Raw genomic sequence first — 12,932 nt, forward strand, 5'->3', positions numbered from 1 at the left:
GGACGCCATGACACAGAGACCAGCGCTCAAGCTCAGCCAGTTGGGACTGACCGCAAGAGCGGGCCTGGACCCGCAGATCACGGGGCTTGCGGTGGACAGCCGCGAGGTTGGCGAGGGTTTTGTTTTTGCCGCCCTGCCCGGCACGCGCGTGCATGGTGCAACCTTTGTCGAACAGGTGCTCGATCAGGGCGCGGTGGCCATTCTGACCGACGCCAAGGGCGCCGAGATCGCAGGCGAGGCCATTGCCGCAGCGGGCGCAGCCCTTGTGGTGGCCGAAGACCCGCGGCAGGCGCTCTCGGGTGCAGCGGCGCTCTGGTTTGGCGCCCAGCCCCCGGTGATGGCAGCCGTGACAGGCACCAATGGCAAGACCTCCGTGTCGACCTTCCTGCGCATGATCTGGACCGAGCTTGGCCACAAGGCCGTGAACCTTGGCACCACCGGCATCGAGGGCGCATGGTCACATCCGCTGGCGCATACCACGCCCGAGCCGATCACCCTGCACCGCGCGCTTGCGGCAGCAGCCGAGGCGGGCGTCACCCATGCGGCGATGGAGGCCTCCTCGCATGGGCTGGATCAGCGGCGGCTGGACGGTGTACAGCTCTCGGCGGCGGGTTTCACGAATTTCACCCAGGATCACCTCGACTATCACGAGACCTTTGAGGCCTATTTTGCGGCCAAGGCAGGGCTTTTCCGTCGTGTGCTCTCGGAAGATGGCGTCGCCGTCATCAATATGACCGACCCCAAAGGGGCTGAGATGCGCGCCATTGCTGCCGCCCGCGGGCAGGAGATCATTACGGTTGGGCGCGGTCTGGGTGACATTGCCCTGATGGGTATGCGAGTCGATGCCACCGGGCAGGACATCCGGTTCACATGGCACGACCGCCCCTTTGCCAAGCGGTTGAACCTCATCGGCGGCTTTCAGGCGGAAAACGTGCTGGTGGCGGCGGGTCTGGCGATTGCCAGCGGCGAGGACCCCGAGCAGGTGTTTGACACCCTGCCCCACCTCAGCACGGTGCGCGGGCGGATGCAGCTCGCGGCAACCCGCGACAATGGCGCGACGGTGTTTGTGGATTACGCCCACACCCCCGACGCGGTTGCCACCGCGATCAAGGCGCTGCGCCCGCATGTTCTGGGCCGCCTTGTGGCGATCGTCGGCGCGGGCGGGGATCGCGATGCAACCAAACGCCCCTTGATGGGCGCCGCAGCGCAGGACAATGCCGATGCGGTGATCGTCACCGATGACAACCCCCGCTCTGAAGATCCCGCCGCCATTCGCGCGGCCGTCATGGGCGGCGCGCCGGACGCGCTCAATGTGGGCGACCGCGCCGAAGCGATCCTGCGCGGCGTCGATATGCTCGAGGCTGGCGATGCGCTCCTCATCTGCGGCAAGGGCCATGAGAGCGGCCAGACCATCGGCACCGATGTATTGCCCTTTGACGACGTGGAGCAGGCCAGCATGGCCGTCGCCGCCCTTGACGGGAGAATGGTATGAGCCTTTGGACCGCACAGGAGGCCGCCGCCGCCACCGGAGGACGTGCAACCTCGGACTGGCAGGTGAACGGTATCTCCATCGACACCCGCACTATTGAACCCGGGGATCTCTTTGTGGCGCTCAAGGCGGCCCGCGATGGGCACGACTTTGTGGCGCAGGCCCTGGAAAAAGGCGCCGGAGCGGCGCTGGTGTCGCATATCCCCGAAGGCGTGGCCGAGGATGCCCCGCTCCTGCTGGTGGAGGATGTGCAAACCGCGCTGGAAGCGCTGGGGCGCGCGGGTCGCGCCCGCACAAAGGCGCGCGTGGTGGCGGTGACAGGATCGGTGGGCAAGACCTCAACGAAGGAAATGCTCGCCGCGATGCTCACGCCGCAGGGACGCACCCATGCGGCGGTCGCAAGCTACAACAACCACTGGGGCGTGCCGCTGACACTGGCGCGGATGCCTGCCGACACCGAATACGCCGTGATCGAAATCGGCATGAACCACCCCGGCGAGATCGCGCCGCTCTCGCGTCAGGCCCGCCCGCATGTGGCGCTGGTGACAACCGTGGCTGCCGTACATCTTGAGGCCTTTGAGGATGTGGCGGGGATCGCCCGCGAGAAGGCCGCCATCATCGAAGGGCTGGAACCCGGCGGCATCGCGGTGCTGAACGCCGATCTTGAGGAAACCCCGGTGCTGCGCGACGTGGCACAAGATGCGGGCGTCGCAACGCGCTGGTTTGGCCAGACGAGTGATGACTACTGCCTGCAGGAGGCGCAGCTGTCGGGCGACGTCACGCGCGCGCGGATCGTACAGGCGGAGCGTGAATTTTCGGCCGAGATCCAATCGCTTGGCGTACATTTTGCCATGAACGCCACGGGCGCGCTGGCCGCCATTGAGGCGCTCGGCGCGGATCTGGAACTGGCGCTTGCCGGGCTTCAGGGCTGGTCGCCGGTCAAAGGGCGCGGCGCGCGCTTTACCGTGGGGCTGCCCTCCGGTCCCGTCACGGTGCTGGACGACGCCTATAACGCCAACCCCACATCCATCGGGGCGGCGCTCACGGTTCTTGCCGCGACCCCCACCGAGGGGCGCCGCATCGCCTATCTCGCTGATATGAAAGAACTCGGCCCCGAAGAGGCGCGACTGCACGCGGGCCTGGCCGATCATCCGGCGCTGGCAAAGATTGACGCGGTACATTGCATCGGTCCCCTGATGAAACATCTCTACGCGGCCTTGCCGGAGAACAAGCGCGGCACCTGGGTCGAAACCTCGGCCGAGGCCGCCTCTGCCCTGCCCGCGCAGATCCAAGGGGGCGATGTGGTACTGGCGAAGGGGTCGCTGTCAATGGCGGTGGCCCGCGTGGTTGACGCGATCCGCGAAATCGGTCAAGGCAACCCACCTTCGTGACTCGTAATGATAGACCTACTTAAGACAGGACCCGCACTGGCATGCTTTATTGGTTGACCGCACTGTCGGACGGGGGAGATTTCTTCAACCTCTTCCGCTATATCACCTTCCGCGCAGGCGGGGCCTTTCTGACGGCTCTGATCTTTGGCTTTGTCTTTGGCAAACCGCTGATCAACGTGCTGCGCAAACGCCAGGGCAAGGGCCAGCCGATCCGCGACGATGGCCCCGAGGCGCATCTCGCGAAGGTCGGCACCCCGACCATGGGGGGCCTGTTGATCGTGGGGGCGCTGCTGTTTTCCACCCTCATGTGGGCGCGCTGGGACAATCCGTTTGTCTGGCTCGTGCTGTTTGTGACCATGTCCTTTGGGCTCATCGGGTTTGCCGATGACTATGCCAAGGTCTCCAAACAGAACACCAGTGGGGTGTCGGGCAAGGTGCGGCTGCTTCTGGGGTTTGTGATCGCCATCGTGGCCGCGCTCTGGGCGAGCTGGAACCACCCGGCTGAGCTGCAGAACCAGCTGGCGATGCCGGTCTTTAAGGACGTTCTGCTGAACCTCGGCTATCTGTATGTGCCCTTCTGCATCTGCGTGATCGTGGGGGCTGCCAATGCGGTGAACCTCACAGATGGGCTCGATGGGCTTGCGATCATGCCGGTGATGATCGCAGCCGGAACGCTTGGGATCATCGCCTATGCGGTGGGGCGTGTGGATTTCTCGGAATATCTCGATGTGCATTACGTGCCGGGGACAGGCGAGATCCTGATCTTCACCTCGGCGCTCTTTGGCGGAGGGCTTGGGTTCCTGTGGTACAACGCCCCGCCCGCTGCGGTGTTCATGGGCGACACCGGCTCGCTGGCGCTTGGTGGTGCCTTGGGGGCCATTGCGATCTCGACCAAACACGAACTGGTGCTGGCCATCGTCGGCGGGCTCTTTGTGGTCGAAGCGCTCTCGGTCATTATTCAGGTGCTCTACTTCAAGCGCACCGGCCGGCGGGTGTTTCTGATGGCCCCGATCCATCACCACTACGAGAAAAAAGGCTGGGCAGAGCCGACCATCGTGATCCGCTTCTGGATCATCTCGCTGATCCTCGCGATGATCGGCCTGGCAACACTGAAGGTGCGCTAAGCCACGCCAATTCAGCGCTTGCGGCCTCTGCCGCAGCGTCTGTTTATCTCTGAGCTATGTAAGCCGCGCGGGGGACACCTTGGCGCGGCTTCGCTTTTAAAGGATGACGGCGCCGCCATAGGGGCGGAGCATCGGCTGACCCCGAAAGGTCAGATCCTGTGAGCCTCATTCGGACCCACCCTGCACCCAATGAGGGGGTGGTCTCTGGGGGCCGGTCTCCTGTGATATGTCGCGACACCCGCCAGCATAGGGCGGTGCGGTGAAAACACCCTGAGCAGAGCGCGCGGTGGGGGCGCAACGGGAAAGGACCTGTTACGGGTTCTCTTCTCGCCGCTTGCACTGAAAAAACGCAACGCGGGACCGGACGCCGATGTTGGGATCGTCTTCAAGCCCCGCGACCAGCGTGTCCAATGTGTGCGCCATCTCGCGGTCATGGCGCAGAGCGATCATCCCATCGAGCGCATGTTTGCGCACGATACTGGCGTGATCTGTCACAGCCCTTTGCAACAGCCCGAGGACGTCGGCGTCGACCGTGATGTCCCGGCTCTGGAATTGCAGTTCCATACGAGAGCGCCCCGAAGGTTTGTCGATCCAGACCTTTCGGCGTTGAGGCAAAGGCCATCTGGCCTTGCCCGACAATAAGATCTGAAGAGCCATCCCCCGGATATGCGGTTGGTGGGCTTTGCGAAAGATCCGCTCAAGCTGGGGGTCAATCTTGGGGGTCTTGCACAGTTCCCGAAACACGACCGTGAGGGCCGCGCCCTCGGATTGAATCACATCGTCAACCAACGCGCTGGCCACGTCGTCTCTTTGGGCGAGTGTCGTGATCCTCCCTGGCCCTGCCTGCGACCAGCGCCCCCAACTGGCAATCCGTGGAAGAGCCGCCCGTATGGCCGGGACAATGACCTCTGCAGATGTCTGAGGCAGTACCCGCGCCAAAGCCTCGTGGGCCGCCTCACGCACCTCAGGCACCCAATCATTTGTGCGCCGGAACAGGGCGTAGATGCATCCCGGAGCGCCGACTGAACCGTCAAGCTGTTTGAGTGCCGCTTCGCGCACATATCCATCGTGATGCAAGATGAAGACCTGCGCCAAATCTGGAATCTGTTGCAGCGCCTCAATGTCCCTGTCGCGCAGACGCGCCACTCGCGCGTCATTCATTTCGCCTCGATCTATAGATGAATGAAAGTCAAAAACGGACATCTGCAAAAGCTGCACAGTGAGTGAACTCTCCATCTGCGAGATTTGGTCATACGATGACCAATTCAGGAGAGCTTGCATCCCTCTTTCTTTGATACCTTTATACCTGCGGGCGTTCACAGAACCTATTGTGGGCGTACCTTTGGCTTGCTGCCTCCACCATGCCCAGACCATTGAAAACACCATCCGCGTCTCTCCTGACCATTCACGCCATGCCGCCTTCGACCAGCCCCTTGGCGATACGCGCGTAAGCCTCGGCCATGACGCCCTCTCCGGCAGCGATGGGCGTGCCGCTGTCGCCCGCCAGCCGGGTCTCCAGATCAATCGGCAAGGCCCCGAGGAGCGGCAGGCCCAGGTCCTTGGCTTCTGCAGCGACACCGCCGTTGCCAAAGATGTGATGGGTGCCGCCGCAATCGGGGCAGGTAAAGAAGGACATGTTCTCGATGAGGCCCAGCACCGGGGTTTTGAGCGTGTCGAACAGATCAAGCGCCTTGCGCGCATCCAGAAGGGCCACATCCTGCGGGGTGGAGACCACGATGGCCCCCGACAGCTCGGCCTTGGTGCAGAGCGTGAGTTGCACATCGCCTGTGCCCGGCGGCAGGTCGACGATCAACACGTCAAGCTCGCCCCAGTTCACCTGCCCCAGCATCTGCTGGAGTGCGCCCATCAGCATCGGGCCGCGCCAGACCACTGCCTTGCGCTCCTCGACCATGAGGCCGATCGACATCACCGTGACCCCATGGGCATGGAGCGGCTCGATGGTGGTGCCATCGGGGCTGGCGGGGCGACCGGAGACCCCCATCATGCGTGGCTGTGAGGGGCCGTAGATGTCGGCGTCCAAGAGCCCGACCTTGCGCCCCTGCCGGGCCAGCGCCACCGCGAGGTTGGCGCTCACGGTGGATTTGCCAACGCCGCCCTTGCCCGATCCCACCGCGAGGATGCGTTTTACGCCCGAGGGTTTCATCGGCGCGGACTGCGGTTTGGGATGGCCACCCAGCTTGAGGCTGGGCGCAGGTTTTTGCGCCGATTTGGTCGGCGCTGCGGGACCATGCGCCGTAAGCACCACCGAGACCGTCTCGACACCGGGCAGCGCCTTGACCGAAGCCTCTGCCGCCCGGCGCAGCATCTCCATCTTTGAGGCCTCTTCCGGTGAGGCCGCCTCGATCACGAATCTCACTGTGCTGCCCTCGATGGAGAGGGCGCGCAGCATGTCGCGCGACACCAATGTGCCCCCACCCGGAAGCTCCAGACGGTCCAAAGCGGCGCGAATCTCTTCCTGTGTGACGGGCATGCGGGCAACTCCTGTTTCTGCCGTATTCGGGGGCCAGAGCTGATATAGACACGCGACGCTCCCGGCCCAAGCATCAAATTGCCCAGAGCGGCACCCCGGCGGATCAATTGTTGCCCACGCATACATCAATCTGAAAGATTGTCGCCCAGCCTTTAAGCAGTCGAGAAAAAATATCCTATCTACCCATGCACTTGCTGCATAGCAGAAATGACCAATCCCCGGATTGTGCGTCCGCAGCATTTCATTATCTTAAGGATCAACAGAGACAGACAGTCATTTGGACACACGGTCCAGACGACAGAGAAGCGAGACGAAACGATGGCAATTCTGAACACGATCCACGCACCCAAGTCCCTCACCTCCGGTGGTGTTGCCGCGATGATCGAAGGCCTGCGTGCCCGTTTTGCGCAGTATCGCGTCTACCGCGCGACCCTGAACGAACTGCGCGAGCTGAGCAACCGCGAGCTTGCAGATCTGGGGCTGAGCCGCTCCATGCTGAAGGGCATTGCTCTTGAAGCTGCCTACGGAGAGCTTAAGTAAGGATCAAACGAGATCAGGCCCTTTCTCCTCCTCCCTTAAGGGCCTGTCCTAAGCGGTGGCATCCTCCTCCTCCCTGATGCCACCGCACCCTATACCGGCCAGAAGCCGGGACCAGATGCATCAGGTTTCCTCCTCCCTTTAACCTGATGTGCAACAGAACGGCGGTGCCCCCTCCTCCTCCCTGGGCGCCGCCGTTTCCTGTTTTAGGGACAGGATCTTCCCCCTCTTTGTTAAAGTTGTGCCCGCATCATGGTCTGCGCGGACGCCTGCGCTGTTCCACGCGCGCAAAAGCCCCGGTTTCAGGAGTCTTTGATCGCAGATTTCAGATCACAGATTTCAGGTCACAAATTCTAGGTCACAGGATTTTGCTCATGGGGCTTGGTGCACCGCAAGAGATCGCTCGCGGCCATAGCGCCAGCTGCGCTCCGTTGCAGATCCCCGGCAGTTGATACTGGGGTATGGCGGCGGGGCCGCAGGGGCGCCTGCCGCTGCGGCCCCGCCGCCCGGATCGGATCGCAAAGCGATCCGACCGTCTCAATCTCTAAGCCTGCGCTTTAGAACGGGATGTCATCGCTGGCGGAAACAAAGCGCGCCACCACCTTCTTGGGGCCGGCTTTTTCAAAATCCACCTCGAGCTTGTCGCCCTCGATCCCGACCACGGCACCATAGCCGAATTTCTGGTGAAACACCCGCTCCCCAACCGTAAAGCTGGAGGTCGCCGCCAGGTCGATGGTCTGCGCCTCGCTCTTGCGCGGTTTGCTGTAGCCACGTTCCGCCGTGCGGGCCTGCATCCGTTTCCAGCCGGGCGAGTTATAGCCATCGGCGTTGCTCATCCGCTCCTCGATGGTGGAACGCACCGCTGGCTCGGCAACCGCAGAGGCCGAAGGCGCAGCGGCCCCAAACCCGCCACCATAGAGGCCGGGTGGGGTCAGCACATCCACATGCTCTTCGGGCAGCTCGTCAATAAAGCGCGAAGGCAGTTGCGACTGCCACTGGCCAAAGACCCGCCGGTTGCCCGCAAAGGAAATCGTGCAGACCTCCTCGGCGCGGGTGATGCCCACATAGGCCAGACGGCGTTCCTCTTCGAGGCCCTTGAGGCCGCTTTCATCCATCGAGCGCTGCGAGGGAAAGAGCCCATCCTCCCACCCCGGCAGGAACACCGCCGGGAACTCCAGCCCTTTGGCGGCATGCAGCGTCATGATCGACACTTTTTGCTCGGCGTCCTGCTTGTCATTGTCCATCACAAGGCTGACGTGTTCGAGAAACCCCTGGAGATTATCGAAGTTTTCCAGCGCCTTCACCAGTTCCTTGAGGTTCTCGAGCCGGCCGGGGCTGTCGGGGTTCTTGTCCGCCTGCCACATGGAGGTATAGCCGCTCTCATCCAGGATGATCTCCGCAAGCTCCACATGCGAGACCTCTGTACGGGCCTGAAACGCCTCAAAGCTCTGCACGCCCTCGACCACCGCGTCCGGATCGTCCGGGTCGGCCAGCACGGTGCGGGTCATCTGGCCCCAACGGGCGATGTTTTCAACGAGACGGCGCAGGGCGGCCCCGCCCTTGCCCTTGATGAGGCCGTCCTCGACCGCAAGCCGCGCGCCCTCAAGGAGAGAGACGCCATTGGCGCGCGCCACCGTTTGAATGGTCTGCTGGGCCTTGTCGCCAAGGCCGCGTTTGGGCGTGTTGACGATGCGCTCAAACGCGAGATCATCTTCGGGCGAGATCACCACGCGGAAATAGGCCATGGCATCGCGGATCTCCAAACGCTCGTAAAAGCGCGGACCGCCGATGACACGATACGGCAGACCGATGGTCAGGAACCGGTCCTCAAAGGCGCGCATCTGGTGCGAGGCACGCACGAGAATCGCCATTTCATTGAGGCCATACTGGCGCATCCCTCGGGTGCCACGCTGCATCGCCTCGATTTCCTCGCCGATCCAGCGGGCCTCTTCCTCACCGTCCCAATGGCCAATGAGGCGAACTTTTTCGCCACCCTCGGCCTCGGTCCAGAGCTCCTTGCCAAGGCGGCCCTCATTGCCCCGGATGACACCGGAAGCTGCCGAAAGAATGTGTTTGGTGGAGCGGTAATTCTGCTCCAGCCGGATCACCTTGGCGCCGGAAAAATCCTTTTCAAACCGCAGGATGTTGCCCACCTCGGCGCCGCGCCAGCCATAGATCGACTGGTCATCATCGCCCACGCAGCAGATGTTCTTGTGCCCCGACGCCAAGAGCCGCAACCAGAGATATTGGGCGACGTTGGTATCCTGATACTCATCCACGAGGATGTAGCGGAACCAGCGGTGATATTGCGCCAGGAGGTCCGGGTTGTTCTGAAAAATCTCGACGCAGTGCAGCAGCAGATCGCCAAAATCGACCGCGTTCAGCTCCTTGAGACGGGTCTGATACTGGTCGTAGAACTCGGTGCCGCGATGGTTATAGGCCACCGCATCCCCCGCAGGCACCTTGGCGGGCGTCAGCGCGCGGTTTTTCCAGTCGTCGATGATGTTTGCCAGCATCCGCGCGGGCCAGCGCTTGTCGTCGATGCCCGCCGCCTGGATGAGCTGTTTCAGCAGGCGGATCTGATCGTCGGTGTCCAGAATGGTGAAGTTGGATTTCAACCCCACCAGTTCCGCATGTCGGCGCAGCAGCTTGACGCAGATCGAGTGAAAGGTGCCGAGCCACGGCATGCCCTCGGCAGGCTGACCGAGCATCCGGCCCACGCGGTCTTTCATTTCGCGCGCGGCCTTGTTGGTAAAGGTCACGGCGAGGATCTCGTTGGTGCGCGCCTTGTTCGTGTTCAACAGATGCACGATCCGGGTGGTCAGCGCCTTTGTCTTGCCGGTGCCCGCGCCCGCCAGCATCAACACCGGCCCATCCAGCGTCTCCACCGCGTCGCGTTGGGCCGGATTGAGACCATCCAGATAGGGCATGGGACGCGCGGCCATGGCGCGGGCGGACAATGATGCGCCCTCAAAGGCGTCCATTTCGTCAAATGTGCTCATGCGGCGATCCTAACCTGTTTCACAAAGAACGGGAAGAGGTCTGTTCACGCTCCGTTCCCACCCTTGCTGCGCGGATGTTGTGACACCGCCATAGCAGTGCCTTCTGCGACAATAAAGCGGGTCTGCGTGCCTGCCTCCTACACCAAAGGCTAGGTCGGACACACGAAATGAACAGGCCGCTCGCCTTCAACAGGATCGCGCGCAGGCGCCGTTTGTGCTACGCCGGGCAGAGGCGCAAATGGCGCGGAAAGGCCATGAAGATGAGACGCATCATATACACCAGCGACGCAAGCCCCCTGATGACGGACGAGAAAGTCGCCGCCATCGCGGAGAAATCCCGGCGCAAGAACGGGAGCATGGGGCTCACCGGGGCGTTGTCTTTTGACAAGGGGCGTTTCTTGCAACTGCTGGAGGGCCCGTCCGAGGCGGTGACCGCCCGGTTCGAGGCGATCCGGCGTGACGCGCGCCATCAGAACATCCAGATCATCTGCGACGTGCCAACAAACATGCGCAATTTCCCCAACAAACCGATGGCATTGATGCTGCCGGGTGAGGTGAGTGAAGACATGCATGAAGCCCTGTCGGCGCTTTTTGATCTGGCGGATGAACCTGCGGCCCCTTCGCGCCAGACCCTTGGCGATCTGTTGCCGCGGTTTTCGGAACTGGACGCCGCCTGAGCCCGCTTGCGTTTTGCCCGCCAGCAGCGGCCCCTCAGAAAGATCGCCCCGAGACCAGAGGCGCCCCAGACCCAATCCCCATAGAGAGCCAAACCGCCGAGACTCATCCGGCGCAGATGTCTTTGTGCGGTATTCCCCGCGCAAAGGGGATAGACAGCGCCGGTGAATTGCAAATGATGGCGGGCATGACTTTGGATCAACGCTACCCCGCATTGGATGATTTGCGCGCCAAGGCCCGCACGCGTCTGCCCCGATTTGTCTGGGAATACCTCGACAGCGCCACCGGGCGCGAAGCCACGCAGGCGCGCAACCGGCTCTGCCTTGACCGGATCGGGCTGATGCCCGCAATCCTTGGTGGCCCGCAGGAGGTGGACCTTGGCACCACCTTGTTTGGTACCCCGTTGCCGCGTCCCTTTGGCATTGCGCCGGTGGGGATGTCGGGGCTGATCTGGCCCGATGCCGAGGGTCATCTGGCCCGCCATGCCGCGCAGACCAATATCCCCTTTGGGCTCTCGACGGTGGCAAGCCAAAGCCCCGAGGATCTGGCCCCGCATCTGGGCGCGCAGGGCTGGTTCCAGATGTATCCGCCCAAAGATGAAGGCATCCGCAAGGACATGCTGGAGCGTGCGCGGGCGGCGGGTTTCAAGGTGCTGGTGCTGACAGTCGATGTGCCGGTGGCGTCGCGCCGGGAGCGGCAGACCCGCTCCGGGCTGACGCAGCCGCCGCGTCTGACACCGCGCCTGCTGGCGCAGGTGGCGATCCGCCCGGCGTGGGCGCTGGGGATGGCGCGGCAGCATCGCGGCGAAGGGGGCATGCCGCATATGCGCACCCTTGATAAATACATCGAGGGCGCGGCCTCGGCTTTGTCCTCCACCGCCCATATTGGCTATTTGCTGCGGACTGCACCCGATTGGGCGTACCTTGAATGGCTGCGCGATCATTGGGATGGCCCACTGGTGGTCAAAGGTGTGCTGGACGCGCGCGATGCGCCTCGGCTGGAGGCGGCAGGCGTCGATGGCATCTGGATCTCCAATCACGCGGGTCGCCAGTTTGACGCCGCCCCTGCCCCGATCGAGGTGCTCGAGGACATCCGTGCGGCCACCACCCTGCCGCTGATCCTCGACAGTGGAATCGAGGGCGGGCTTGATATTTTGCGCGCGCTGGCGCTCGGGGCGGATTTTGTGATGCTGGGTCGGGCCTGGCATTATGCGCTTGCAGCATTGGGCGCGGCCGGCCCTGCGCATCTGCACGACATCCTGAGCAAAGATCTGACCGCCAACATGGGCCAGCTTGGCATCCGTACCCTGGCAGAGGTGCGCGACCTGAAGCGGCTCAGCCTCGACTAAAGGCGGCTCGATCAAAGGCAGCGTGCCGCAAAGGACCGCGCGATGCGCGCCAAAAAGCGAGGGCGCAGCCCTCTGGACCGCGCCCTGCGTCTGTCCCCCCGGATCAGACTGGTCTTATGATCTGCCCTCTGCGGGCGCCCGATCAGGCTGCCAGCAACTGCTTGAAGCTCGCAAGGAAGTCGCGCACCAGGTGGCGCACGGTCAGATCACGGCCGCGCAGCGGGCTGTTGATCGGCAGCAGAGCGCGCAGGGGCTGCACTTTGACGCCACCAAAGAGAGGCAGCGCAGCGGGTGTTTCATGCACAAAAACCCAGTCCAGGAAGGCGCGCATCTGAATTTCACGCGCTTGCAGAACCTTGAAATCACCGTGGCGCGGGTCGTGCTGGATCTTCTCGGCGCGACGACGGATTGCGGCCTCGTCGCCCTCAAGAATGTGCAGGAACCGACCCTGATGCGCCACCAGCATGCCGGTCAGACCCGCGCGACGGTTGTTGCGATGACAAGCGCCGGCGATATCCGCGATCTGCTGCGCGGTGAGATCCTGTTTGGCGGTGCTGACATAAACAAAGCGGTGCATCGTGCATGTTCCTTGGTTTGAAATATCCCGGACCCTGACTGACGTTGCTGCCCCCCGGTCCAAATGGATCACCGTTTTGCTGATCCGCTGCGATTGAATAAAATTTATCCGAAATTCTCTCGAACAGAAGAACTATCCTAAAGAGTGGTTAACAGCCCAAAAGGGCAGTCGCGAAATGCTGCAGTGCAAAAAAAGCGTGCGCTGAGGCCTGCCTGTGGCTAAAAGGTCGTCAGCCCGCTGACCAAAATGGCTTTGAGTGGCGGCTAAAACCGGGAGGCCCCGGCCAAAGTTTCGCATT

General features: G+C 62.8%; 10 protein-coding genes. 6 read left to right on the top strand and 4 right to left on the bottom strand.

The window, feature by feature from the left end; translation table 11 throughout:
• The first annotated feature begins 7 nt into the window (after positions 1–7).
• The 3 genes from ACZ1HH_RS09300 to mraY are packed head-to-tail and all read left to right on the top strand — an operon-like array spanning position 8 to position 4,004.
• The gene (locus tag ACZ1HH_RS09300) at positions 8–1,492 is read left to right on the top strand and encodes a UDP-N-acetylmuramoyl-L-alanyl-D-glutamate--2,6-diaminopimelate ligase (RefSeq protein WP_011539343.1); all 1,485 of its coding nucleotides are present in this window, start codon (positions 8–10) and stop codon (positions 1,490–1,492) included.
• The gene (locus ACZ1HH_RS09305; protein WP_472636478.1) at positions 1,489–2,880 is read left to right on the top strand and encodes a UDP-N-acetylmuramoyl-tripeptide--D-alanyl-D-alanine ligase; all 1,392 of its coding nucleotides are present in this window, start codon (positions 1,489–1,491) and stop codon (positions 2,878–2,880) included. The genes ACZ1HH_RS09300 and ACZ1HH_RS09305 overlap by 4 nt, the downstream gene beginning before the upstream one ends.
• 41 nt (positions 2,881–2,921) lie before the next feature.
• The gene (gene mraY, locus ACZ1HH_RS09310) at positions 2,922–4,004 is read left to right on the top strand and encodes a phospho-N-acetylmuramoyl-pentapeptide-transferase (RefSeq protein ID WP_011539345.1); all 1,083 of its coding nucleotides are present in this window, start codon (positions 2,922–2,924) and stop codon (positions 4,002–4,004) included.
• 312 nt (positions 4,005–4,316) lie between these two features.
• Here mraY and ACZ1HH_RS09315 read toward each other — a convergent pair whose 3' ends face one another.
• Together ACZ1HH_RS09315 and ACZ1HH_RS09320 are read right to left on the bottom strand one after the other, a co-directional pair.
• Positions 4,317–5,165, bottom strand: a complete 849-nt coding sequence (locus ACZ1HH_RS09315; protein ID WP_472636479.1) for a hypothetical protein — start codon at positions 5,163–5,165, stop codon at positions 4,317–4,319.
• Between the two features lie 244 nt (positions 5,166–5,409).
• Positions 5,410–6,495, bottom strand: coding sequence for an Mrp/NBP35 family ATP-binding protein (locus ACZ1HH_RS09320; RefSeq protein ID WP_472636480.1), 1,086 nt, complete (start codon positions 6,493–6,495; stop codon positions 5,410–5,412).
• Positions 6,496–6,813: 318 nt separating this feature from the next.
• On the opposite strand from ACZ1HH_RS09320, the gene ACZ1HH_RS09325 reads away from it, so the two are divergent.
• A complete protein-coding gene (locus ACZ1HH_RS09325) occupies positions 6,814–7,035 on the top strand; it encodes a DUF1127 domain-containing protein (RefSeq protein WP_011539348.1) in 222 nt (73 codons plus the stop codon).
• Between the two features lie 554 nt (positions 7,036–7,589).
• On the opposite strand, the gene ACZ1HH_RS09330 is transcribed toward ACZ1HH_RS09325, so the two are convergent.
• Positions 7,590–10,034 carry an ATP-dependent helicase gene (locus tag ACZ1HH_RS09330; RefSeq protein ID WP_472636481.1) on the bottom strand — a complete coding sequence of 815 codons (2,445 nt, stop codon included), beginning with the start codon at positions 10,032–10,034 and terminating at the stop codon, positions 7,590–7,592.
• Positions 10,035–10,294: 260 nt separating this feature from the next.
• On the opposite strand from ACZ1HH_RS09330, the gene ACZ1HH_RS09335 reads away from it, so the two are divergent.
• Together ACZ1HH_RS09335 and ACZ1HH_RS09340 are read left to right on the top strand one after the other, a co-directional pair.
• Positions 10,295–10,711 (top strand): BLUF domain-containing protein, encoded by a 417-nt coding sequence (locus ACZ1HH_RS09335; protein ID WP_472636482.1) that lies wholly within the window; start codon positions 10,295–10,297, stop codon positions 10,709–10,711.
• Between the two features lie 176 nt (positions 10,712–10,887).
• Positions 10,888–12,057: an alpha-hydroxy acid oxidase gene (locus ACZ1HH_RS09340; RefSeq protein WP_472637319.1), complete on the top strand. Its 1,170-nt coding sequence runs from the start codon at positions 10,888–10,890 to the stop codon at positions 12,055–12,057.
• A 142-nt stretch (positions 12,058–12,199) separates the two neighbouring features.
• On the opposite strand, the gene ACZ1HH_RS09345 is transcribed toward ACZ1HH_RS09340, so the two are convergent.
• A complete protein-coding gene (locus ACZ1HH_RS09345; protein ID WP_011539352.1) occupies positions 12,200–12,634 on the bottom strand; it encodes a BLUF domain-containing protein in 435 nt (144 codons plus the stop codon).
• Between the last annotated feature and the right edge of the window lie 298 nt (positions 12,635–12,932).

It is taken from the genome of Epibacterium sp. HA2-3, assembly GCF_055693725.2.